This window comes from Romboutsia sp. 1001216sp1 (genome assembly GCF_039841805.1).
In the GTDB taxonomy this organism is placed as follows: domain Bacteria; phylum Bacillota; class Clostridia; order Peptostreptococcales; family Peptostreptococcaceae; genus Romboutsia_C; species Romboutsia_C hominis.
Genome location: NZ_JBDPHA010000014.1, coordinates 37524 through 63045, shown reverse-complemented (window position 1 = coordinate 63045; position 25522 = coordinate 37524). Strand labels below are relative to the sequence as shown.

20 protein-coding genes, 2 rRNA genes and 1 other annotated feature are annotated in these 25522 nt (G+C 29.8%); all 22 genes read left to right on the top strand.

What is annotated here, in order from left to right:
* A 23S ribosomal RNA gene (locus tag ABHC41_RS12375) occupies positions 1–79 on the top strand; the annotation flags it as partial.
* Between the two features lie 58 nt (positions 80–137).
* Positions 138–254: ribosomal RNA gene (gene rrf, locus ABHC41_RS12370) — 5S ribosomal RNA — on the top strand.
* A gap of 408 nt (positions 255–662) precedes the next feature.
* Positions 663–4100, top strand: a complete 3438-nt coding sequence (locus ABHC41_RS12365) for a pyruvate carboxylase (RefSeq protein ID WP_166506175.1) — start codon at positions 663–665, stop codon at positions 4098–4100.
* A 564-nt stretch (positions 4101–4664) separates the two neighbouring features.
* Positions 4665–6596, top strand: a complete 1932-nt coding sequence (locus tag ABHC41_RS12360) for an elongation factor G (RefSeq protein WP_271894337.1) — start codon at positions 4665–4667, stop codon at positions 6594–6596.
* Positions 6597–6827: 231 nt separating this feature from the next.
* On the top strand, positions 6828–9281 hold the full coding sequence (locus ABHC41_RS12355; protein WP_195238544.1) for an ATP-dependent Clp protease ATP-binding subunit: 2454 nt from the start codon (positions 6828–6830) through the stop codon (positions 9279–9281).
* 167 nt (positions 9282–9448) lie between these two features.
* Positions 9449–10822, top strand: a complete 1374-nt coding sequence (gene radA / locus ABHC41_RS12350) for a DNA repair protein RadA (RefSeq protein WP_092921740.1) — start codon at positions 9449–9451, stop codon at positions 10820–10822.
* A 2-nt stretch (positions 10823–10824) separates the two neighbouring features.
* Positions 10825–11895 (top strand): DNA integrity scanning diadenylate cyclase DisA, encoded by a 1071-nt coding sequence (disA, locus tag ABHC41_RS12345; protein ID WP_166506178.1) that lies wholly within the window; start codon positions 10825–10827, stop codon positions 11893–11895.
* A gap of 106 nt (positions 11896–12001) precedes the next feature.
* Positions 12002–13087: a PIN/TRAM domain-containing protein gene (locus tag ABHC41_RS12340; RefSeq protein WP_166506179.1), complete on the top strand. Its 1086-nt coding sequence runs from the start codon at positions 12002–12004 to the stop codon at positions 13085–13087.
* A gap of 99 nt (positions 13088–13186) precedes the next feature.
* On the top strand, positions 13187–13870 hold the full coding sequence (gene ispD / locus ABHC41_RS12335; RefSeq protein ID WP_195238542.1) for a 2-C-methyl-D-erythritol 4-phosphate cytidylyltransferase: 684 nt from the start codon (positions 13187–13189) through the stop codon (positions 13868–13870).
* Between the two features lie 13 nt (positions 13871–13883).
* On the top strand, positions 13884–14363 hold the full coding sequence (ispF, locus tag ABHC41_RS12330; RefSeq protein WP_092921748.1) for a 2-C-methyl-D-erythritol 2,4-cyclodiphosphate synthase: 480 nt from the start codon (positions 13884–13886) through the stop codon (positions 14361–14363).
* 135 nt (positions 14364–14498) lie between these two features.
* Positions 14499–14705, top strand: a binding site (T-box leader).
* Between the two features lie 70 nt (positions 14706–14775).
* Entirely contained in the window at positions 14776–16491 is a 1716-nt protein-coding gene (locus tag ABHC41_RS12325) for a proline--tRNA ligase (protein ID WP_166506180.1), read from the top strand.
* A gap of 320 nt (positions 16492–16811) precedes the next feature.
* Positions 16812–18293 (top strand): glutamate--tRNA ligase, encoded by a 1482-nt coding sequence (gltX, locus tag ABHC41_RS12320; RefSeq protein WP_166506181.1) that lies wholly within the window; start codon positions 16812–16814, stop codon positions 18291–18293.
* 376 nt (positions 18294–18669) lie between these two features.
* Entirely contained in the window at positions 18670–18825 is a 156-nt protein-coding gene (locus ABHC41_RS12315) for a hypothetical protein (protein WP_166506182.1), read from the top strand.
* 138 nt (positions 18826–18963) lie between these two features.
* Entirely contained in the window at positions 18964–20361 is a 1398-nt protein-coding gene (cysS, locus tag ABHC41_RS12310; RefSeq protein ID WP_166506183.1) for a cysteine--tRNA ligase, read from the top strand.
* Positions 20362–20363: 2 nt separating this feature from the next.
* A complete protein-coding gene (locus ABHC41_RS12305) occupies positions 20364–20759 on the top strand; it encodes a ribonuclease III domain-containing protein (protein WP_166506184.1) in 396 nt (131 codons plus the stop codon).
* Positions 20760–20893: 134 nt separating this feature from the next.
* Positions 20894–21652, top strand: a complete 759-nt coding sequence (gene thyX / locus ABHC41_RS12300; RefSeq protein ID WP_166506185.1) for an FAD-dependent thymidylate synthase — start codon at positions 20894–20896, stop codon at positions 21650–21652.
* A 12-nt stretch (positions 21653–21664) separates the two neighbouring features.
* Positions 21665–22399: a 23S rRNA (guanosine(2251)-2'-O)-methyltransferase RlmB gene (rlmB, locus tag ABHC41_RS12295; RefSeq protein ID WP_166506186.1), complete on the top strand. Its 735-nt coding sequence runs from the start codon at positions 21665–21667 to the stop codon at positions 22397–22399.
* A gap of 1 nt (position 22400) precedes the next feature.
* Positions 22401–22928, top strand: a complete 528-nt coding sequence (locus tag ABHC41_RS12290) for an NYN domain-containing protein (RefSeq protein WP_166506187.1) — start codon at positions 22401–22403, stop codon at positions 22926–22928.
* Positions 22929–22989: 61 nt separating this feature from the next.
* Positions 22990–23637, top strand: coding sequence for an RNA polymerase sporulation sigma factor SigH (sigH, locus tag ABHC41_RS12285; protein ID WP_166506188.1), 648 nt, complete (start codon positions 22990–22992; stop codon positions 23635–23637).
* Positions 23638–23706: 69 nt separating this feature from the next.
* On the top strand, positions 23707–24900 hold the full coding sequence (gene tuf / locus ABHC41_RS12280) for an elongation factor Tu (RefSeq protein WP_092921788.1): 1194 nt from the start codon (positions 23707–23709) through the stop codon (positions 24898–24900).
* A 219-nt stretch (positions 24901–25119) separates the two neighbouring features.
* Positions 25120–25269, top strand: a complete 150-nt coding sequence (rpmG, locus tag ABHC41_RS12275) for a 50S ribosomal protein L33 (protein WP_092921766.1) — start codon at positions 25120–25122, stop codon at positions 25267–25269.
* A gap of 22 nt (positions 25270–25291) precedes the next feature.
* A complete protein-coding gene (secE, locus tag ABHC41_RS12270; protein WP_092921768.1) occupies positions 25292–25516 on the top strand; it encodes a preprotein translocase subunit SecE in 225 nt (74 codons plus the stop codon).
* Positions 25517–25522 lie beyond the last annotated feature (6 nt).

The window sequence follows — 25522 nt, the reverse complement described above, 5'->3', positions numbered from 1 at the left end:
TACCTGGTTGATAGGTCGAAGGTGTAAGTGCAGTAATGTATTTAGCTTATCGATACTAATAGGTCGAGGACTTGACCAAAATCATTAACTAAATGATATACAGTTTTCAGAGTATTAACTCTAAAAGATAAAGATTATGTGGTTATTATAGCAAAGAGGATACACCTGTTCCCATACCGAACACAGAAGTTAAGCTCTTTAGCGCTGATGGTACTTGGGGGGCGACCCCCTGGGAGAGTAAGACGTAGCCACGTAATCTTTTTTTTATGTGAAAAAATAGTAATATTTATATTTTAAAGCATATAATAAAAAATAAGTCTTTATAAAAATCAATACTAAGCTATACAATATTTCCAAAATCATTTATTTAATGCAAATGCGATAAATTTGCTATATTAAATGATATCTAAACAAACGATTAGTTCAAAATATGCATCAATTCCAATAAATTTCTATATTAAAAATAAAAAAATTTAAATACTTAATAATATAATCTAAACCGCCTTAACTAAAGTTAGGTATTTTTTGTTATATAAGATAAAAGTTATTTATTTAAATGTATTTATATTATTTATTAAGGACTTCAAGTAAACGTATTTAAACATTAAATAACATAGTTTATAATCTTTAATATTAAAAGAAAAAGGGAGGGGATTAGGATTATGTTTAAAAAATTTAATAAAATCTTAGTTGCTAACAGGGGAGAAATAGCTATAAGGATATTTAGAGCCTGCTCTGAATTGGGAATAAAGAGCGTGGGGATATATAGTAAAGAAGATAAATATAGTTTGTTTAGAACAAAAGCAGATGAATCTTATTTAATAGGAGAAGATAAAGGTCCAATAGACGCATACCTAGATATAGATAGTATTATAGAATTAGCTAAGAAGAAAAATGTAGATGCAATTCATCCAGGATATGGTTTCTTATCTGAAAATCCAGAGTTCGTAAAGAAGTGTGAGAAAAATGGAATAACATTCATAGGTCCATCAGCAGATATAATGAATATGATGGGAGATAAAATAAATTCAAAACGAATAGCAAAAGAGGTGGATGTAGCTACTATACCAGGAATAGATGAACCAATCAAAGATGTTAAAAGAGCCAAAGAAATAGCTAAAGAAATAGGATATCCAATAATGCTTAAAGCTTCTAACGGCGGTGGCGGTAGAGGTATGAGGGTTGTTTATAACGAATCAGATTTAAGTATAGAATATGAAACAGCATGTAGTGAATCAAAAAAAGCTTTTGGTGAAGACATGATATTCATAGAAAAGTATATAGCTAATCCTAAACATATAGAGGTACAGATATTAGGGGATAAGTATGGAAATATAGTACATTTGTATGAAAGAGATTGTTCAGTACAAAGAAGACATCAAAAGATAATAGAATATTCACCAGCATTTTCTCTAGGCGATAAATTGAGAGAAAATATATGCAATGACGCAGTTAAAATAGCTAAGCATGTAGGATATATAAATGCAGGTACTTTAGAATTTTTAGTAGATGATAGTGGAGAATACTATTTTATAGAAATGAACCCAAGGGTTCAAGTAGAACATACGGTAACTGAAATGGTAACCGGTATTGATATAGTGCAAAGTCAGATATTAATTGCTCAAGGATATAGGTTGGATAGTGATGAGATAAATATAAAATCTCAAGAAGATGTAAAACTAAGAGGATATTCTATTCAATGTAGAATAACAACAGAAGACCCTAAAAATAGATTTATGCCAGATACAGGCAAAATACAAGTATATAGAACTGGCTCAGGATTTGGTATTAGACTAGATGGAGGTAATGGATTTGCAGGGGCAAATATAAGTCCATACTATGATAGTCTACTTGTAAAGACTATATCTTGGGATAGAACATTTAAAGGTGCAATAAATAAAACTATAAGATCTATCAAAGAATTTAGGGTTAGAGGTGTTAAAACTAATATAGGATTTTTGGTAAATGTATTGAATAATCCTATATTCGTAGAGGGAAAATGTAGCACCAGATTTATAGATATTAATCCAGAATTATTTGAGATAAGAGAAAGTAAAGATAGAGGTACAAAATTACTTCAATTTATAGGGAATACAGTAGTAAATGAAAATAAATGCGAAGATAAACCTTCATTTGATTCAATATATCAGCCTAAGATAAATAAAGATATAATACTTAATGAAGGAAGTAGGGATCTGTTTAATAGATTAGGTAAAGAAAAGTATATGGAATCTATTAAAAATGAAAAGAAACTATTGCTGACAGATACAACTATGAGAGATGCACATCAATCATTACTAGCTACAAGACTTAGAACATATGACTTATTAAAAGTAGCAAAACCAACTAATGAGTATATGAAAGATTTATTTTCTATTGAGATGTGGGGCGGAGCAACCTATGATGTTGCATATAGATTCTTAAAAGAATCTCCATGGATTAGACTACAAAAACTTAGAGAAGAGATACCTAGTGTATTATTCCAAATGTTATTTAGAGCATCAAATGGAGTTGGATATAAAAATTATCCAGATAACGTAATTGAAGAATTTATAAAACAATCAGCAGAACAGGGAATAGATGTATTTAGAATATTTGACTCTCTAAATTGGGTGGAAAATATGAAGCCATCTATATCAACAGCTTTAGAAACTGGAAAAATAGTAGAGGCTAGTATATGTTACACAGGAGATATATTAGATCCAACAAAGAATAAATATAATTTAGAATATTATATAAGAATGGCTAAAGAGCTAGAAGAATTAGGTACAGATATAATATGCGTAAAAGACATGGCAGGCTTACTTAAGCCATATTCAGCATATACTCTTATAAAAGAATTAAAAAATAATGTCAATACTCCTATACATCTTCATACACATGATACAAGTGGAAATGGTATTGCAACTTGCCTTATGGCATCTGAGGCAGGGGTGGACATAGTGGATGGAGCATTAGAAACTATGGCAGGTTTAACTAGCCAACCATCACTAAACGCTATTGTAGAAGCACTTAAAAATACTGAAAGAGATACTCAGATTAATTTATATGGATATGAAGAAATAGGAAACTATTATAAAGATTTAAGAAAAATATATTCTAGATTTGAAAGTGATTTATCAAATCCTTCTGCTGAAATATATAAATATGAGATACCAGGAGGACAATATACAAATCTAAAACCACAAGCTGATAGCTTAGGACTGTCAAATAAATTTGATGAAGTAAAAGAAAAGTATAAAGAAGCAAATGAAATATTGGGAGATATTATAAAAGTAACTCCATCATCTAAAGTAGTAGGAGACCTTGCTATATTTATGGTAAAAAATAAATTAGATAAGAATAACATAATAGAAGAAGGTGAAAAATTATCATTTCCAGATTCTGTATTAGACTACTGTAAAGGAATGATAGGTCAACCAGAAGGAGGAATACCAAAAGATATTCAAAGGGTAGTATTAAAAGGAGACACTCCGATAGAAGAAAGACCTGGTAAATTAATTCCAAAGGAAGATTTTGAAAGTATAAAAGCTGATTTAGATAAGAGATTCAAAATGAATACAAATATAAGAAATATATTAAGTTATACTTTATATCCAAAGGTATATGAAGATTACCTAAAACATCTGCAACTATATAATGATATATCAAAGCTAGATAGTCATGTGTATTTCTATGGATTAAATAAAGGTGAAGAGTGTGAAGTAGAGATAGAAGAAGGTAAAATACTTACTATAAAGTTAGTAGATATAGGTGATGTTAAAGAAAATGGAAATAGAACAGTATCATTTGAATTAAATGGTATGATGAGGGATATAGATATAAAAGATAATAACTACTCTGGGAACATAAAAGATATAATAAAAGCTGATATGAATGACCCTATGCAAATAGGAGCTAGTATACCTGGAAAAGTAGTTAAAATTTTAGTTAAAGAAGATGATGAAGTAAAACAAAATCAACCAATGATTATTATAGAAGCAATGAAAATGGAAACTATAATAGTTGCTAAAGCAGATGGTATTGTAAAATCAATAAAAGTTGAAGAAGGGGAATTAGTAAGAGATAAGCAATTACTTATAACTATGAAAGATAAATAAAAAATTCGCTTAACTCATATAAAACAATACTTAAGAATTTCTAATATAAATTAAATGGATTAAAATATGAAGATATTCTTCTTTAAAGTTAGTTTGTAATAATATGATAAGCTAAAAAGAACTTATGCCTAAAAGGCATAAGTTCTTTTATTTATCGAAAAATAGAAGAAATAATTGTCAGCATAAGGACATAATCAATTGAATAAATTAAACTTCGATAAATAGATAAAATGTATATCAATAGTGAAATATGAGAAAAAATATTATTAATATACTGCATTAGAATTGTATAAATAATAAGTGGAATTATATATAGATTATTGAATATATATATATAAAATAAAATTTATTATTAAATATGAAATTACAGTAAAAGAGAGGAAAGAGGTAATAAGTATAGAATTAATGACTAAGACCTTAAGTACTAACTATTTCTTGGGAAATACTTATATCACCACCTAGAGTTAAGATGTTTACATACTTATTATCAAAAAATAAAATTTAGTTATGTAATTATAGTGAAATACTCAAAGTAATTTATAAATTATAAAGGTAGGTGCTTATATGAAAATTTACGATAGTAGTAATATAAGAAATATAGCAATACTAGGTCATAGTGGATGCGGGAAGACAAACTTAATTGAAGCCATAGCATACACATCAAAGTTAACTAGTAAAATACCGAGAATAACTGATAAAATGAATATGACATACAGTATAGGATTAACTCCAGTAGAGTATAATGACTATAAATACAATCTATTAGACACACCAGGTTACTTTGACTTCTGTGGAGAAGTAATATCATCTCTTAATGCAAGTGATGCAGCTATAATAGTTATAGATGCAACAACTGACGTCCAAGTGGGAACAGAAAAATCATTAGAATTAACTGAAAACATGCCAAAAATAATGTTCATAAATAAAATTGATAATGAAAAATCTAGATATAAAGATACACTAGCTATGCTTAGAGAGAAGTATGGCAATAAAGTAGTACCAATGATTATACCTATATATAAGAATAAAGAATTTATAAAATTACATAATGTTTTTGAAAATATGGATGGATTAGATGGAGAATTTAAGCAAGAAGCTATGAGTGTAAAAGAAGCGTTAATGGAGCTTATAGCAGAAACAGATGATGAGTTATTAGATAAGTATTTTAGTGGAGACGATTTAAGTGATGCAGATATACAAAAAGGTATAACTATAGGTATGCAAAGAGGAGATATAATTCCTGTTATATGTGGTTCAACGATAAACAATATAGGAACAGCTGAAATATTAGAAACTGTTTCAAAATATTTGCAGCCAAAGTACTCTAATATAGAGGCTAAATTTAAAGGGCAAGTATTTAAAACAATAGTAGACCCATTCATAGGAAAAATGTCTTATATAAAGGTAACTCAAGGTAAAATAAATAAAGACTGTGAATTATTTAATTTGAATAAATCAGAGAAAGAAAAAATATATAATATATATACTATGAAAAATGGAGACCTTATAGAGCTAAGTGAGGCTAGATGTGGAGATATAATAATTGTAACAAAAGTAAATTCACTTCAAACTGGCCACACTGTATCTATAAGTAAGGATGAATACGAATTAGAAGATATAAACTTACCAAAGCCACAAATATATTATGCAGTGGTTCCTAAAAATAAAGGAGATGAAGATAAGATAGGTTCTGCATTAAATAAAGTGGTTGAAGAAGACCCAACTATTAAGTGGTATAGAAATCCTGAGACAAAACAAGTATTAATAGGAGGTCAAGGGGAACTCCATATAAATACTATAAAAAATAAGATTAAGTCAAAGTTTGGTGTAGATATTGGTTTAGAAGATATAAAAGTAGCTTATAGAGAAACTATAAAAGGAAAAGCTGAAGTTCAAGGTAAGCATAAAAAGCAGTCAGGAGGTCATGGGCAATACGGAGATGTCAAAATTAAATTTGAAAGAAGTAATTTAGATTTTGAGTTTGCTGAAGAAATATTTGGTGGATCTGTACCAAAACAATATATCCCAGCAGTAGAAAAAGGTATAAAGGATTCCATGGTAAAGGGAGTTTTAGCAGGTTTTCCAGTTACAAATATAAAAGCAACTTTATATGATGGGTCATATCATGATGTAGACTCATCAGAAATGGCATTTAAATTAGCAGCAGGTATAGCATTTAAGAAGGGTATGGAAGAGGCTAAGCCAGTTTTACTAGAGCCTATAATGAAGTTTAAGATAACTGTTCCAGAAGAGTATATGGGGGATATAATGGGGGATATAAATAAGCGAAGAGGAAAAATACTTGGAATGGAATCTGATGAAAAAGGAAAACAAATAATATATGCAAATGCTCCACAAGCAGAAACTTTTAAATATGCAATAGATTTAAGGGCCATGACTCAGGGAAGAGGTTATTTTGAGATGGAATTAGAAACATATGAAGAAGTTCCAGCTCAATTAGCTCAAAAAATAATAGAGTTGGAAAATAATAAATAAAATTTAAGGCTCTAGATTGCTCATCTAGAGCCTTAAATTTTTTAGAAAGTACAAGTTAAACCTTGGAACAATAATGAAAAAAATGCATATAAATTAGATTAAATATACATTTAGTAGATGTGTATTATGAAGTAACTGAATGATATTAAAAAGGTTGACTATAATTAATTACTAAATTAATCAAATATAGATAGCATTAAGTAATTATTATAATAGAGAGGAGGGTAAAGTTTGTATTTTAACAGATTTACTCAAAGGGCAAAGAGATCAATAGATATAGGTATAGAAAGTGCACAAAGATTGGGTCATAAAGTGGTAGGTAGTGAACATATCTTATTTGGCTTAATAAAGGAAAAGGAAGGAATAGCAGGAAAAGTATTAATGCAGTTAGGACTAACAGATAGCATAATCAAATCAAAAATAATTGAAGTAAAAGGCAACGCTAATGAGCCAGTAGAAGATGTAACATTAAGTCCAAGGAGTAAACAAATATTAGAGCTCTCTGGTATGTTTGCTAATAAGTTAAGAACTAATTATATAGGAACAGAGCATATTTTGTTAGCGATAGTTCAAGAAGGCAATGGTACTGCTATGAAAATATTAAACTTAGAAGGTATTGATGAGAGAGCTATTGTGCAGTTAATAATTGATATGATGGGATTAGAGGAGTACTCAATACAACAAGAAAAAGAAGAAAAATACACAGTTAAGGTACAGGAGGAATCCCTAAAACTTTTAGATAAATATGGTAAGAATCTTGTAAATTTAGCTTCCAAAGGTAAATTAGATCCTGTAGTTGGTAGGGAAATTGAAATAGAGAGAGTTATACAAATATTAAGTAGAAGAACAAAAAATAACCCAGTTGTAATAGGAGATCCAGGGGTAGGAAAAACTTCTATAATAGAAGGGTTAGCTATAAACATAGCAGAAGGAAATGTGCCTGAAACTTTAAAAAATAAAAGCTTATATACTTTAAATATGGGTTCTATGTTAGCAGGTGCAAAATATAGAGGTGAATTTGAGGATAGAATAAAGCAAGTTATAGATGAAGTTATAAAAAATGGCAATGTAATTCTATTTATAGATGAAATACACACAATAATAGGTGCAGGTGCAACTGGAGAAAGTACAATAGATGCATCAAATATACTTAAACCGGTGCTATCAAGAGGAGAACTACAAATTATAGGAGCAACGACAATAGATGAATATAGAAAGCATATAGAAAAAGATTCAGCTCTTGAAAGAAGATTTCAACCTGTAGTGCTTAAAGAACCATCTAGAGAAGAAAGTATAAAAATTTTAGAGGGTATTAGATATAAATATGAAGATTTTCATAAAGTAAAAATAAGTAATGAATCTTTAGTTGCAGCAGTAGATTTATCTATAAGATATATAACTGATAGATTTTTACCAGATAAAGCTATAGATTTAATAGATGAAGCTGCATCAAGAGTTAGGTTAAAAATAGGTAAATCATCAGTTAAAATTTTAGGATTAGAAGAAGAAATCGAAAGCATAGATAAGGAAAAAGACAAAGCAGTAATGTATCAAGATTTTGAGAAAATTGATAAAATAAAAAAACAGCAAGAAAATTTGAAGAAAGAACTTAAAGAAGTAAAACAACAATGGAATGCTATGGGAAAATATACAGAAGTAGTTAAACCAGAAGATATTGCAGAAGTTGTAGAATTATGGACCAGTATACCTGTAAATAAAATAGTAGAATCTGAATCTAGCAAATTATTAAGGTTAGAGAAAATATTACATGAAAGAGTGGTTGGTCAAGAGCAGGCAGTGAAGTCAATTTCGAGAGCTATAAGAAGGTCAAGAGCAGGATTAAAAGATCCAAATAGACCAATTGGATCTTTCTTATTCTTAGGTCCTACAGGAGTAGGCAAGACAGAATTATCAAAAGCCTTAGCAGAAGTGCAATTTGGAGATGAAAATAAGATAATAAGACTTGATATGTCTGAGTATATGGAAAAACATGCAGTATCTAGACTAATAGGGTCACCACCAGGATATGTAGGTTATGAAGAAGGTGGCCAATTAACAGAAAAAGTAAGGAGAGATCCTTACTCTGTAATTTTACTTGATGAGATAGAAAAAGCGCATATAGATGTATTTAATATTTTATTGCAAATATTAGATGATGGAAGACTAACAGATTCCAAAGGTAGAACTGTAGACTTTAAAAATACTATAATAATAATGACTTCTAATGTAGGGGCAACAAAAATAAGCTCTCAAAGAATATTAGGATTCTCTACAAATAGAAATAAAGAGGAAAAAGTCAAGAGTGATTATGAAAATATGAAAGAATGTATAATGGAAGAAGTTAAACAAAAATTTAGACCTGAATTTTTAAATAGAATAGATGATATAATAGTATTCCATTCACTAACAGAGGAAGATTTAGATGAAATAGTAAAATTAATGACAAAAGAATTAGCATCGAGGTTGCAAGCTATGAACATAAACCTAAATATGACCGAAGAATCCATAAGATTTATATCAAAAGTTGGATTAGACTTACAGTATGGTGCAAGACCACTAAAAAGAGCCATACAAAAAGAGATAGAAAATCCACTTTCAGAAGTAATACTAAAAGGAGACATACGAGGTGGAAATGTTGTTATAGCAGAGGTAGAAAATAATAAGATAGTATTTAAGTGCAAATAGTAGTAATATATATAATAAGGGGGAGAGTATTCCCCTTTATTTTTATAAGCAAAAAATATTAGTATAATATATAGGTATATTAGCTATAAAGGATTTTAAAGATTCTACATAATATTATATAGATATGCTAAAATTATATAGACAAAAAGAATTTAAGGGTGAATTATATGGCAAAAATAAAAACAAAATATGTATGTCAAGAATGTGGGTATGAAACTTCAAAATGGTTAGGGAAATGCCCTGAATGTACAAAGTGGAATACTTTCGTAGAGGAAATTGAGCAAAAAGGAAGTAAAAAAGAAGTTTTCATTATAGATAAATCATCATCAAGACCAGTAAGTATAAATTCTATACAAACTAAAGAAGAAGAAAGATTTTCAACGTGTATAAATGAATTGGATAGAGTGTTAGGTGGAGGTGTTGTAAAGGGGTCATTAGTTCTTGTTGGAGGAGACCCAGGGATAGGTAAATCTACACTACTAATACAAGTTTCAAGCAATGTTGCAAACTCAGGAAAAAGAGTACTTTACATATCAGGAGAAGAGTCTGAATCTCAAATAAAAATGAGAGCTCAAAGGTTAGGTATAAGTTCAGATAATCTGTATATATTCGCAGAGAATAATTTAAGTATAATAGAAGCTCATTTAGAAAGTATAAATCCAGAACTTATCATATTAGATTCTATTCAAACTGTTTATAGCCCAGAAATATCATCAGCTCCAGGAACTGTTAGCCAAATTAAAGAAGGTACATCTAAATTCATGAAAATTTCTAAAAAAATGGGTATATCAACCTTCGTAGTTGGGCATGTAACAAAAGAAGGTTCATTGGCAGGTCCTAAATTATTAGAGCATATGGTGGATACAGTTTTATATTTTGAAGGAGAAAGATATAATACATATAGATTAGTAAGAGCTGTAAAGAATAGATTTGGTTCGACTAATGAACTAGGTGTCTTTGAAATGAGAGATTTAGGTTTGGTAGAGTTAGAAAATCCATCTAAGATACTTATATCAGAAAAGCCAAAAGATGTGGCTGGTTCTGTAATAATATCTACAGTAGAAGGGACCAGACCAATGCTTTTAGAACTGCAAGCATTAGTATCCCCAACTAGTTTTGGTATTCCTAAAAGGACAGCTACAGGGGTTGATTATAATAGAGTTGCTATGTTATTAGCTGTTTTAGAAAAGAGAGTAGGATTGCAAATTCAAAATCAAGATGTGTATTTAAATATTGTAGGGGGTATAAAAATAAATGAGCCTTCAATAGATTTAGGTATAATAATTGCCGTTGCATCAAGTTTTAGAAACATTGAAGTTGATGAAAAAATAGCAGTAACAGGAGAAGTAGGTTTAACAGGAGAAGTAAGAGCAGTTAGCTATATAGAAAAGAGAATAGCTGAGTGTAAAAAATTAGGATTTTCAAAAATGGTTATACCAAGAAGTAATTATGATGCAGTAAAAGATGTTAAAGGTATAGAAATATGGCCAGTTGATAATTTAAGACAAGCTATAAATATAGTACTAGGGGGTAATAAATAATAATGGAAGATATCTTAAATAATAAGAATGTATTACACGCATTAAAAATGATATCTCCTGGAAGTCCATTAAGACAAGGTTTAGAAAATGTACTAAAAGCTAAGACCGGTGGTTTGATAGTTATATCAAATGGAGAAGATACAATGAAGGTTGTAGATGGAGGATTTAATATAAATGCAGATTATTCACCTGCATATTTATATGAATTAGCAAAAATGGACGGGGCTATAGTACTTAGTCAAGATGTTAAGAAGATATTATTTGCAAATGCACAATTAATACCTGATTATTCTATTCCTACATCTGAAACAGGGACAAGACATAGAACAGCAGAGAGAGTTGCAAGGCAGACAGGTTCTATAGTTATTGCTATATCTCAAAGAAGAAATGTAATAACTGTATACAGAGGAGATCAAAAGTATGCGCTAGAAGAAATATCAAAAATATTTACAAAAGCTAATCAAGCATTACAGACTTTAGAAAAATATAAAGCAGTATTAGATCAAGCTGTAGCAAGCCTAAATGCATTAGAATTTAATGATTTAGTAACTATATACGATGTAGCAATTGTACTTCAAAAAATGGAAATGGTTATGAGAATTACAAGTATAATAGAAAAATATATTATAGAGCTTGGGCAAGAAGGAACACTAGTCAGAATGCAGTTAGAAGAATTAGTTGGAACAACTAAAATTGACCAAAAACTTATACTAAAAGATTATAGCAAAGAAGATATAGACATAAAGTTATTTAAAAAGAAAATAAAAACATTATCTCCTGAAGAATTAGTAGATTTAACTAATATGGCTAAACTTTTAGGTTATAGTGGATTCTCTGAAAATATGGATATGGAGATAAGACCAAGAGGGTATAGAGTATTAAATAAGATACATAGATTACCATCAACTATAATTGAAAATTTAGTAAATTACTTTGAAGATTTCCAAGAAATACTAGATGCATCTATTGAAGATTTAGATGATGTAGAGGGGATAGGTGAAATAAGGGCAACATATATAAGAAATGGACTAATAAAAATGAAACAATTAGTATTACTAGATAGACTTATATAATTTATTAATAAGGATTTAAGATATATTTAAGGACTTTGTTGTTGAATAAATATGGTATTATAGATTATAATAAAAAAATATTAAGTATTAATCCGGGGGTGAAGAATTGATACCAAAAGTGATAAGATTTATAACAAGCATACTGGGGTTTGCTCTAGGTATGACTACATATGCAACTTTAATGAAAGCATTTCCGGCACTTAAATTTGGTGCAGAGATATATGGTTTAATTGCATCTGTTTCAGTTGGGATAGTTGTAGGAATCATATTCTATGCAATAGAGCCGTGGTTTACTGATAAATTTAAGGATATTGCTAAGGTTATGGATAAAGAAATATCAAAATATCCTCAAACAGATATATTACTAGGATCTATAGGTCTTATAGTTGGGTTCGTAATAGCTTACTTAGTAAGTGGTATAATGAGCACAATACCTATAATCGGAGGATTCTTAGCTTTTATTACATATGGGTTTATGGGCTACTTAGGTATAAGAGTAGCATTAAAGAGTAAAGATGACTTATTTAACTTAGGAAAGTTAAGCAAAATTTCAGGATCTATGAAAGATAAAGGATCTAAGAAGGAAATAAACAGGGTTATACCACCTAAAGTATTAGATACGAGTGTAATAATAGATGGTAGAATAGCAGACATATGCAAAACTGGATTCGTTGAAGGTAAATTAGTTATACCTGAATTCGTTTTAGATGAATTAAGACATATAGCGGACTCTTCAGATGACTTAAAAAGAGTTAGAGGAAGAAGAGGATTAGATATACTTAATATAATAAAAGAAGAACTACAAATAGAAGTTGAAATTACTAAAACTGATTTTGACGATATAGCTGAAGTAGACAGTAAGCTTTTAAAGCTAGCTAAGACTCTAAATGGTAAGGTTGTAACTAACGATTACAATTTAAACAAAGTAGCACAAGTTCAAGGTGTTGAGGTATTAAACATAAATGAACTAGCTAATGCTGTTAAGCCAGTAGCAATACCAGGAGAAGCTATGGTGGTTCAAGTAGTAAAAGAAGGTAAAGAACATAGTCAAGGTATAGCATACCTAGATGATGGTACTATGATAGTTGTAGATGGAGGTAAAAAATACATGGGACAAACTATAAGTGTTTTAGTTACATCTGTATTACAAACTCCAGCTGGAAGAATGATATTTGGAAAACCTAAAGTTTAAATTTTAAAAGTCTTCGTATTTTCGAAGGCTTTTTTGATATAATTTATTAGATAAAGTAGTTAATATATAAGTGTTAATTGTATATAAAGAGGTGATTAAATGAATGGCGTTATTATAGTAGCAGCTGGTAGTGGAAGTAGAATGAAAATGGGGATAAATAAACAATTTATAAAGCTTAATAACAAAGAAATAATAGCATATACAATAGAAAAGTTTTATAAAAATGATGATATACAAGATATTGTTGTAGTTATAAAAAAAGAAGAAGAAGAATTCTTTAAGGAAGAAATTATAGAAAAGTATAATTTACATAACATAAAGATCGCCTTTGGTGGGAAGGAAAGACAAGACTCTGTATATAATGGACTTAAAAGTTTAAATAAAGATTGTGATATAGTATTAATACATGATGGGGCAAGACCATTTGTAACAAAAGAAATTATAAGAAAATCAATAGATGAAGCCAAAGAAAATAATGCAGTAGTTGTAGGTGTGCCGGTAAAAGATACTATAAAAGTGGTTAATGAAAATAAAGATATAATAGATACACCGAATAGAAGTACTTTGTGGTCAGTTCATACACCACAGACATTTAAATACGATATATTATTAAAATCATATGAAGATGCATTTAAAAATAATTTCTACGGAACAGATGATGCAATGCTAGTAGAGAAAATAGGATATAAGGTTAAAATGATAGAAGGTTCATATAATAACATTAAGATAACAACACAAGAAGATTTAAGTATAGGATCACAAATATTAAAAGATCAAATTTAACGGAGGCTATATAATGAGAGTAGGATTAGGATATGATGTTCATAAATTAGTTGAAGGTAGAAAACTTATAATGGGTGGAGTTAATGTTCCACATGAAACAGGATTATTAGGACATTCAGATGCAGATGTTTTAGTTCATGCAATAATGGATTCTATGTTAGGAGCATTAGCATTAGGAGATATAGGTAAGCATTTCCCTGATACAGATGAAAGATATAAAGGAGCAGATAGTATAGAATTACTTAGACATGTAAATAATCTAATAATAGAAAAGGGATATACTATAGGTAACATAGATGCTACAATAATAGCGCAAGCGCCAAAAATGGCACCACATATTCAAAGTATGAGAGAGAATATAGCTAATGCTTTAAATACTAACTTAGACAGAATAAATGTAAAAGCAACAACAGAAGAAGGACTTGGTTTTACAGGTACAAAGCAAGGTATAGCATCACAAAGTATTTGTTTATTAGTTAAAGTTGACAACTAATATGAAATAATATAATATTATCTCATAAGTATGGAAAAATAAAATTAATAATTAATTATTCCTTAAAATGTGCAACAATAAATGAATACAATAATATTATTATTAATAACAACATACAATAAATAAAAAACATAAATCAAAGCTATAATAAAGAAATAGTAAAAGACTAGAGTCTTCACAGAGAGGGAACATTTGGTGAAAGTTCCTAAGATATAATCTTTGAACCAATCTTTTAGCATAAAGGTGGTAACAAACCTTTACGGTAGGGACCGTTATATCCCCTAAAGAGGGCTAATGGCTAATTAGAGTGGTACCGCGGAAATTCAACCTTCCGTCTCTATACATATGTATAGAGACGGAAGGTTTTTTTTAATATTAAGACTTTCAAAATATAAAACAGGAGGAAATAACTATGAAAATGTCAAAAATGTTTATGCCAACATTAAGAGAAGTTCCAGCTGATGCAGAAATAACAAGTCATCAATTAATGATGAGAGCTGGTATGATAAGAAAGATGGCATCAGGAGTATATAATCAATTACCAATGGGTATAAGAGTTTTCAAAAAAATAGAAAACATAGTAAGAGAGGAATTAGAGAAAAAAGGATGCCAAGAAATACTATGTTCAGGATTAATACCATCTGAGTTATGGAAAGAGTCTGGAAGATGGGACGTAATGGGTGCAGAAATGATGAGAGTGAAAGATAGAAATGATAGAGATTTCTGCCTTGGACCAACTCATGAAGAAGTGTTCACAGATTTAATAAGACAAGAAATAACTTCTTACAAGCAATTACCACTTAACTTATATCAAATACAAGTTAAATATAGAGATGAGAGAAGACCTAGATTTGGGGTTATGAGAACTAGAACTTTCACTATGAAAGATGCATATAGTTTTGATATAGATGAAGCAGGATTAGATAAATCATACCAAGATATGTATGATGCTTATACAAATATATTCGCTAGATGTGGATTAGATAATAGTCCAGTTCAAGCAGATACAGGAGCAATAGGTGGATCTGTTTCAGCAGAATTCATGGTTAAATCAGAAGTAGGAGAAGATGAAATAGTATTCTGTAGTGGATGTGACTATGCAGCAAATATGGAAAAAGCTGTTTCAGTAAATACTTCTTTAGATAAAGAAGAAATGAAAGAATTAACAGAAATACACACTCCAAATGTTCACACAATAGAAGATTTAGAAAAATTCTTCAACTTACCAGCAAATAGATTTGCTAAGACTTTAGTATATGAAGTAGATGGAAAGACTGTTGTGGTTGTAGTAAGAGGAGATAGAGAAGTTAATGAAACTAAGGTTGCTAATGCTATAGGTGGAGCAGTAGAGTTTGAACTTGCTAGAGAAGAAGTTGTAAGAGCTGTAACTAAAGCAGGTATAGGATTTGCTGGACCAATAGGTGTTGAAGCTGACTATGTATTTATAGATAATGAAGTAGCTGAACAAAATAATTTAGTTATAGGTGCTAATAAAGATGAATACCACATACAAAATGCTAACTATGGAAGAGATTTCGAAGGTACAGTTGGAGATTTCAGAAATGTTACTGAAGGAGATAAATGTACTAAATGTGGTTCTGAATTAGAAATAGCTAGAGGGGTAGAAGTTGGTCATATATTCAAGTTAGGAACTAAGTACTCAGAAACTATGGGAGCTAACTATATAGATAAAGATGGAAAATCTAAGCCAATAGTAATGGGATGCTATGGTATAGGTATAGAAAGAACTGCTGCTGCTATAATAGAGCAACATCATGATGAAAATGGTATAATATGGCCATTATCAATAGCTCCATATCATGTAGTAGTTGTACCAGTGAATATCAAAAAAGCAGAGCAAATGGAAGCTGCTGAAAAGATATACAATGAGTTACAATCTATGGGTGTAGAAGTATTATTAGATGATAGGGACGAAAGAGTTGGAGTTAAGTTCAAGGATAGCGAATTAGTAGGTATACCAATGAGAATCACAGTTGGTAAAGATATAACTGACGGTAAAGTTGAATTTAAATTAAGAGATGCCCAAGATAAAGAATTAATAAGCTTAGATGAAATAAAATCTAAAATAGAAGCTGAGTTTGTTAAGAATAACGTTAAGTTAGGATAGTATAGATAATAAATAGTATATATAATTCACTAAACTATCAACAAAAAATGGTTAATATGTGGATATATATACTATTTTAATTGTGTAGAAAATCATATTATCCACAAAATTTTAATATAAAATAAGAGCTTAAAATAAGATAAATTTAAATTTTTTTAAGTTAGTACTTATAAAATAGATTTATAGGTGTATACTTGTAGGTATAAAAATATAATAATATCGCGATTTTAACATAGATTTGGGTAAAATAACATTACAATATATGTGTTATTCTGATATTATAAATTTATACATAACAACTATTAGAGGAGGCTATTCAAATGAATGTAAGAGTAAGATTTGCTCCAAGTCCAACTGGATTTGTACACATAGGTAGTTTAAGAACTGCTTTATATAACTACTTATTTGCAAAGAGAATGGGTGGAGAGTACATATTAAGAGTAGAAGACACAGACCAAACTAGATTAGTAGATGGTGCAATAGAAAATATGCTTAATGCTATGAGTTGGGCTGGAGTTAATCATAGCGAAGGTGTTATGATAGATGAAAATGGAAACATAACTCAAGTAGGTGAAAATGGGCCATATATACAATCTGAAAGATTAGATATATATAAAGATTATATAAAACAATTATTAGATAATGGACAAGCATACTACTGTTTCTGTACAAAAGAAAGATTAGACGAAGTAAGAGAAAAGCAAAAAGAAGCTGGAGAAACTCCAAGATATGATGGTCACTGTAGAGATCTTTCTAAAGAAGAAGTTGAAGCTAAGATAGCAGCAGGAGAACCTTACGTTATAAGATTAAAATTACCTGAAAATCATGTTATAAAATTCACTGACTTAGTTAGAGGTGAAACAGAATTTAACACTAATGATTTAGATGACCAAGTTTTAATAAAGACTGATGGATTCCCAACTTACCACTTTGCAGTTGTAGTTGATGACCACTTAATGAAAATAACTCATGTTATAAGAGGAGAAGAATGGGTTTCTTCAACTCCAAAGCATGTTTACTTATATGAAGCATTTGGATGGGAAGCACCAACATTTGTACATTTACCAAATATACTTAACAAAGAAAAGAAAAAGTTAAGTAAGAGACATGGTGATGTTGCAGTTGAAGACTTCAAGAAAAAAGGATATTTACCACAAGGATTAGTTAATTATGTTGCATTAGTTGGTTGGTCTCCAGAAGATAACCAAGAAATATTCACTATGGAAGAATTAGAGAAAGCTTTCTCTGTAGAAAGAGTATCTAAGAGTGGTGGAGTATTTGATACAGAAAAACTAAACTGGGTTAACCAACATTATATAAAGGAAGCAGATGATAGCTACTTAACAGACTTAGCTATACCTTTCTTAGTTGAAGCTGGTCTTATAACAGAAGAAGAAGCTACTACTAAGTATGATTTTATAAAAGGAATGGTATCAGTTGTTAAAGAAAAATTACAATATGTAAAAGAAATAACTGAACATGCTAATATATTCTTCTCAAATGAAGTTAAATTAGAAACTGAAGAATGTAGAGAATTCTTAAACTTAGAACATATACCAACTTTAATAGATGCATTACAAACTAAGATAGAAAATGCAGAAGTTGTAGATGAAGCATTTGTAAAAGCTATGTTTAAAGAAATACAAAAAGAACACGGTATAAAAGGTAAAAACTTATTCATGGGTTCTAGAGTAATATTAACAGGACAAATGCATGGACCAGATTTACCAAAGACTATGGAAGTTCTAGGAAAAGAAAATTGTTTAGAGAGAATAGCATACGTTAAAAACAACATATTATAAATATGAAAAGAGCTCACCTAGTTAGGTGAGTTTTTTTATTAATTTCAACATAGATTATATAAATAGCATTAAATAATAATTATATTTATTTTAAAATTTTACTAAATATATTATATTCAAAAAATGTAGCATATCTAGGAGTTTTATATATAATAAGAGAAATAAACAAAATAGAAAGAAAGAAATATATGTTAATTTTTAGTACTATGAAGAGTAAAAAATTATTTGTGTAGTATTTTGATGAAAAGATTTATGGGTATAACTAAAGGGATTATTTAAAACAAAGTTAATATATAAAAAGCATAAGAAAATAAATTATTTGAAAAGTTATTTTTAAAATACAATATAGTTTTACTTTATACCAGGGAGGGTAACTATGTATAGTAATAATAAAGATGATATAAAAAAAGAATTGAAAAGTTTATGTGCAGATTATGTTAACATACTAGAGAAGTTAAAAAAAGAAAAAATTATAAGTGAAGAAACTTATAATACTTGTTCCTTAAAAAAAATTTCATTTTTAGAAGAATAAACCTATAATTTTTTTGCAATCAGATTTTTTTAAAATCATAAGGACATAATAGTAGTACTATTAATTGTAAAGAATTTAAACTATAATATAATATATAGATAGTTAAGAAATAATATAACAATCAGTGAGGTGATAAGAGTGAAGTTATACAATACATTAACAAGAACAAAAGAAGAATTTGTTCCATTAGAAGAAGGAAAGGTAAAAATGTATGTGTGTGGACCTACAGTTTACAACTATATACATATAGGTAATGCTAGACCTTTCATAATGTTTGATACACTTAGAAGATATTTAGAATATAGAGGTTTTGATGTAACTTACGTTCAAAACTTTACAGATGTAGATGATAAAATAATAAAAAGAGGTCATGAAGAAAACATAGCACCAGAAGAAGTGGCTAATAAATACATAAATGAGTATTTTGTTGATGCTGATGGATTAGGAATAAAAAGAGCAGATGTTCATCCTAGAGTAACAGATAACATACAACAAATAATAGATTTTGTTAAGGAATTAGAAGAAAAAGGATATGCTTATGAATCTAACGGAGATGTATACTTTGACACTAAAAAATTTGAAGGATACGGAAAACTTTCTAAACAAAATCAAGACGATTTAGAAGCTGGAGCAAGAATAGAAGTTAATAGTCAAAAGAGACATCCAATGGATTTCGTTCTTTGGAAAGCAAAAAAAGAAGGAGAACCAGGATGGGAAAGTCCATGGGGAGAAGGTAGACCAGGATGGCATATAGAATGTTCAGTTATGTCTAAGAGATACTTAGGTGAAACTATAGATATACATGCTGGAGGTCAAGATTTAACATTCCCTCACCATGAAAATGAAATAGCTCAAAGTGAAGCTAGAAGTGGAAAAACTTTCTCTAATTATTGGGTACACAATGGATACATAAACATAAACAATGAAAAAATGAGTAAATCTCTAGGAAACTTCTTTACAGTAAGAGAGATATCTGAAAAATATGATTTAGAAATAGTAAGATTCTTCATGTTATCTGCACATTACAGAAATCCAGTTAACTTCAGTGATGAAATGTTAGCACAAGCTAAAGCAGGGCTTGAAAGACTTTACAATGCTAAAGAAAAATTAGAATTCACAATAGAAAACTTAAAAGAAAGTTCTTTAACTGAAGGAGAAAAAGATTTAGTATCTGAATTAAATAGTTACAGAGAAAAGTTTATAAACGCTATGGAAGATGACTTAAATACAGCAGATGCAATAAGTGCTATATTTGAATTATCTAAGTTTATAAACACTAATGTAAATGAAAATTCTTCTTTAGAATTTGCTAAATTATGTCTAGATGAATTTAATGAATTAACTTCTGTATTAAATATAGTTAATAAGAAAAATGATGATATATTAGATGAAGAAATAGAAAATCTTATACAAAAAAGAGTAGATGCTAAGAAAAATAAAGATTATAAATTAGCAGATGATATAAGACAAGAGTTATTAGAAAAAGGCATAATACTAGAAGATACTAGACAAGGAACTAAGTGGAAGAGAGCATAATTATGAATAGAACGGAATTAATAACAATGTCTCCATTAGTATTAGCCTATATAGGTGATACAATATATGAGTCATATATAAGAGAGTATCTAATAAGAAAGAACATCAACAAAAAGGTCAATGACCTTCACAAGTCAGCTATAAAGTATGTTAATGCTAAGGCACAGGCGACAGTAATGCATGAAATAGAAGATGAGTTAAGTGAAGATGAATTAAGAATCTACAAAAGAGGTAGAAATCAAAAATCTCATACTTCTCCTAAAAATGCAGATATTATAGACTATAAATGTGCAACTGGGTTCGAAGCTTTAGTGGGATATCTACATTTAGGCGGAGAGAAAGATAGGCTTGACTACATAGTTGAAAAAGGCATAAATATCATAGAAAAAAATATGTAAAGGTATTGTTAAAAACAATACCTTTTTATATACGAGTATATATACTTTTTTATGATAGACAAAATAAATAAAAAAATATAATTTTAATATTGTATAATAAAAAATATGAATATTTTAAGGAAGAGGTTTTAGAGATGAAAGTAAAATTATTAGCACATACACCAGAACCAGAAAAGGTAATATCAATGGCTGCAAAACTATGTTATTCAGCAGTAGGGGTGGATCAAATAGAAGAAAATCTAACAGATGAATCGGTAGATAGATTTCTAAATATGTTAATAAATATAGGGCATGAATCTCCATTAGAGCATGTATCATTTACATTTGCAGTTGAAGGAATATCAAGAGCTTGTTCTCACCAATTAGTTAGACATCGTATAGCAAGCTATTCACAACAAAGTCAAAGGTATGTAAAGTTAGATCAATTTGAGTATATAGTACCACCAGAGATAGAAGCAGTAAAAGAAGCTAAAGAAGTATTTATACAAGCTATGGAAGAAGATCAAAAATCATATGATAAATTAGTGGATATATTATTTGATAAACATTATAATAATATGATAAAAGATGGAAAAAATGAAAAAGAAGCTAAAAGACAAGCTGAAAAGAAAGCAATAGAAGATGCTAGATATGTATTTCCTAATGCATGTGAAACAAAAGTAGTATTTACTATGAATACAAGAAGTTTATATAATTTCTTAAATCATAGATGCTGTGAGAGGGCACAATGGGAAATAAGAGAGCTATCAATAGAAATGCTAAGACAATTAAAGCAAGTAGCTCCAATCTTATTTAAAAATATAGGACCTAAATGTGTAAAAGGACCTTGCCCAGAAGGTAACATGACATGTGGGAATATAGTTCAGATAAGAGACAAGTTTAAAAATTTATAGGCGGTGAAAGAATTGGCAAGTATAGAAGGTAGAAATCCTGTAATAGAAGCAATAAAAAATGGTAGAGAAATAGATAAGATAATGGTATCTAACTCTGCAAAAGAAGGATCAATAAAAAAAATAATAGCAATGGCTAAAGAAAAGAACATAATAGTTCAATATGTTGATAAGCATAAATTAGATGAAATTAGTACAAGTCACTCTCATCAAGGTGTAATAGCTCAAGTAAGTGAACTTAAGTATTGGGAATTAGATGATTTAATAGATAGTGTTAAAGAAAAAGGAGAAGATCCATTTTTTATAATACTAGATGAAATAACAGACCCTCACAATTTAGGTTCAATAATTAGAACAGCAGATGCAGTTGGAGCTCATGGGGTTATAATACCAAAAAGAAGATCAGTTCACGTTACCCCAGTAGTTGCTAAAGCATCAGCAGGAGCTGTAGAATATGTACCTATATGTAAGGTAACTAATATAGTTAATACGATAAAGAGACTAAAAGAAGAAGGACTATGGATAGCAGCAGCTGATATGGATGGACAAGTATTTTATGAGCAAAACCTTACAGGTTCAATAGGTCTTGTAATAGGAAGTGAAGGTTTTGGTATATCTAGATTAGTTAAACAAAACTGCGACTTCACTATAAAAATGCCTATGATAGGTAATGTTACATCGCTAAATGCATCTGTAGCAGGTGGAATACTTCTTTATGAGATATTTAAACAAAGATCAGGTGTAAAATAAATTGAGAAGAAATGTAAAAAGTTATCTAATAATAGATGGTTACAATATAATAAACGCATGGGATGAATTAAAGGACATTGCTCAAACAAGTCTAGAAAGTGCTAGGGAAAAATTAATAGACATAATAATCGAATATGCTGAATTTACAGGAAGAAAAGCTATAATAGTGTTTGATGCATATAATGTAAAGCATAGTAGAGAAACTGTAGAAGACAGGAAATATATAACTGTGGTATACACTAGAGAGCATCAAACTGCAGATAGCTACATAGAAAAATTTATAAGTACTCTTTCCAGATACGACGATATAAAAGTTGCTACAAATGATTATGCAGAACAGCAAATTATTTTAGGAAAAGGAGCAACAAGAATATCTGCCAGAGAGTTAAAGTTAGACTTAGACAAAGCTAAGTCGAATATAAGGGAAAAAAACAGTAGTAACCAAAAAAAGATACAGCGAAATTGGTTAGAAGAAAGATTAGATAAAGAGACATTGTCGAAACTTGAGAACATTCGTAGAATGCATTGAAATTACTAAAATTATTCGCTTATAATATAGCTATGAAAATGTTTTATTGGGGGAGATTTACATGTTCGTAGCTAATGACGAAAAATATGGGTTAATAGATAATTCGCAACAAGATGAGTATGAAATAGTATTAAAAGCGAGTAAGGGGGATACAATAGCATTAGAATATATTATAAAAAAATATAAAAATTTCGTTAAAGCAAAAGCGAAATCATATTTTTTAATAGGGGCAGACAAAGAAGATATAATACAAGAAGGTATGATAGGTTTATACAAAGCAGTTAGAGATTTTGATGCTACTAAAACAAATTCTTTTAGAGGATTTGCTGAAATATGCATAACTAGACAAATAATAACTGCTATAAAAACAGCAACTAGGCAAAAACATATACCGTTAAATTCCTACATATCATTAAATAAACCGATATATGATGAGGAGTCTGATAGAACTCTTTTAGATATAATAGCAACAAGCATAGTTAGTGATCCAGAAGAGCTTATAATAAGTAAAGAGGAGCTAAAACACATTCAAAGTAAGATGGATGAGCTTTTAAGTGATCTAGAACAAGAAGTATTAGAACTATACTTAAATGGTAAGTCTTATCAGTATATAGCAGACAAGCTTGGAAGAGATGTAAAATCAATAGATAATGCTCTTCAAAGAGTCAAGAGAAAATTAGAAAAACATCTTGAAAACAGGAATAATTAATAGTAAAATACTTATCATAAGCTTAATGTAAGCTATAACTAATAATATAAAAACAGGAGGTATTTCAAAATGGCTAAAGCTAAATTTGAAAGAAATAAACCACATGTTAATATAGGAACTATAGGTCACGTTGACCACGGTAAAACTACATTAACAGCTGCAATAACAAAAACTTTATTCGATAGATATCAATTAGGAGAAGCAGTAGATTTCGCTAACATAGATAAAGCTCCAGAAGAAAGAGAAAGAGGAATCACAATATCAACTGCTCACGTTGAATACGAAACTCCAAACAGACACTACGCACACGTTGACTGTCCAGGACATGCTGACTACGTTAAGAACATGATAACAGGAGCAGCTCAAATGGATGGTGCTATATTAGTTTGTTCAGCAACTGATGGACCAATGCCTCAAACAAGAGAGCATATATTATTATCAAGACAAGTTGGTGTACCATACATAGTAGTATTCTTAAACAAGTGTGATATGGTAGACGACGAAGAATTATTAGAATTAGTTGAAATGGAAGTTAGAGACTTATTAAATGAGTACGAATTCCCAGGAGATGACACTCCAATAGTAAGAGGATCTGCTTTAATGGCATTACAAGATTCTTCTTCAGAGTGGGGAGACAAAATAGTTGAATTATTCGAGCAAATAGACGAATATATACCAGCTCCAGAAAGAGATGTTGATAAAGACTTCTTAATGCCAGTAGAAGACGTATTCTCTATAACAGGTAGAGGAACAGTTGCTACAGGTAGAGTTGAAAGAGGAGTATTAAAGGTTCAAGACGAAGTTGAAATAGTAGGACTTGCTGACGAGCCAAGAAAAGTTGTAGTAACAGGAGTAGAAATGTTCAGAAAGTTATTAGACCAAGCACAAGCTGGAGATAACATAGGAGCATTAATAAGAGGTGTACAAAGAAATGAAATAGAAAGAGGACAAGTTATGGCTAAGCCAGGAACAGTTAAGCCTCACACTAAGTTCAATGCAGAAGTATACGTTCTTAAAAAAGAAGAAGGTGGAAGACATACTCCATTCTTCGATGGATACAGACCACAATTCTACTTCAGAACAACTGACGTAACAGGAACTTGTAAGTTACCAGAAGGTACAGAAATGGTTATGCCTGGAGATAACATACAAATGACTATAGAGTTAATAAACTCAATAGCAATAGAAGAAGGATTAAGATTCGCGATAAGAGAAGGTGGAAGAACAGTAGCATCAGGTGTTGTTGCTTCTATAATAGAGTAATCTTTTCTTAGGTGATTAATCTATAGATAAAAGAGGGGTTTTAACCCCCTCTTTTTTTAAAGAGAGAAACCACAAAAACATTGACACCACTATAATTTTGTGATAACTTATACAAGGTAATGATTCAGGAAGGTAATAATACCTCAATAAATAATTAAGGTGTTATATTATTATATATATATTAATTATTATTGCATAAAAAAGTTGGAGGTGTAGCAGATGAGAGTTAAAGTAACTTTAGCATGTACAGAGTGTAATCAAAGAAACTACAACACTACTAAGAACAAGAAAAACAACCCAGACAGAATAGAATTACAAAAATACTGTAGATTCTGTAAGAAGCACACTACTCACAAAGAAACAAAATAGTTTTTTATAAGGAGTGGATTAAATGGCTGCCCAAGCAAATCAAGGCGCAGGAACTAAGAAAAAGAGAACTGGTTTAGTATCTTATATAAAAGAAACAAAACAAGAACTTAGTAGAGTTTCATGGCCAAGTAGGAAAGAATTACTTAAAAATACAGGGGTAGTTTTAACTGTAGTTATTTCATCTACTATATTAGTGTGGGTTTTAGATAGTGTATTATCTGGTGCACTAGGGCTGATACTAAAATAGAAAAGG

Bases quoted from the DNA above. Each gene is read 5' to 3' on its own strand.
- ABHC41_RS12365 (WP_166506175.1), top strand. From the start codon at position 663: ATGTTTAAAAAATTTAATAAAATCTTAGTTGCTAACAGGGGAGAAATA.
- ABHC41_RS12360 (WP_271894337.1), top strand. From the start codon at position 4,665: ATGAAAATTTACGATAGTAGTAATATAAGAAATATAGCAATACTAGGT.
- radA (WP_092921740.1), top strand. From the start codon at position 9,449: ATGGCAAAAATAAAAACAAAATATGTATGTCAAGAATGTGGGTATGAA.
- disA (WP_166506178.1), top strand. From the start codon at position 10,825: ATGGAAGATATCTTAAATAATAAGAATGTATTACACGCATTAAAAATG.
- ispD (WP_195238542.1), top strand. From the start codon at position 13,187: ATGAATGGCGTTATTATAGTAGCAGCTGGTAGTGGAAGTAGAATGAAA.
- ispF (WP_092921748.1), top strand. From the start codon at position 13,884: ATGAGAGTAGGATTAGGATATGATGTTCATAAATTAGTTGAAGGTAGA.
- ABHC41_RS12325 (WP_166506180.1), top strand. From the start codon at position 14,776: ATGAAAATGTCAAAAATGTTTATGCCAACATTAAGAGAAGTTCCAGCT.
- gltX (WP_166506181.1), top strand. From the start codon at position 16,812: ATGAATGTAAGAGTAAGATTTGCTCCAAGTCCAACTGGATTTGTACAC.
- ABHC41_RS12315 (WP_166506182.1), top strand. From the start codon at position 18,670: ATGTATAGTAATAATAAAGATGATATAAAAAAAGAATTGAAAAGTTTA.
- ABHC41_RS12305 (WP_166506184.1), top strand. From the start codon at position 20,364: ATGAATAGAACGGAATTAATAACAATGTCTCCATTAGTATTAGCCTAT.
- thyX (WP_166506185.1), top strand. From the start codon at position 20,894: ATGAAAGTAAAATTATTAGCACATACACCAGAACCAGAAAAGGTAATA.
- sigH (WP_166506188.1), top strand. From the start codon at position 22,990: ATGTTCGTAGCTAATGACGAAAAATATGGGTTAATAGATAATTCGCAA.
- tuf (WP_092921788.1), top strand. From the start codon at position 23,707: ATGGCTAAAGCTAAATTTGAAAGAAATAAACCACATGTTAATATAGGA.
- rpmG (WP_092921766.1), top strand. From the start codon at position 25,120: ATGAGAGTTAAAGTAACTTTAGCATGTACAGAGTGTAATCAAAGAAAC.
- secE (WP_092921768.1), top strand. From the start codon at position 25,292: ATGGCTGCCCAAGCAAATCAAGGCGCAGGAACTAAGAAAAAGAGAACT.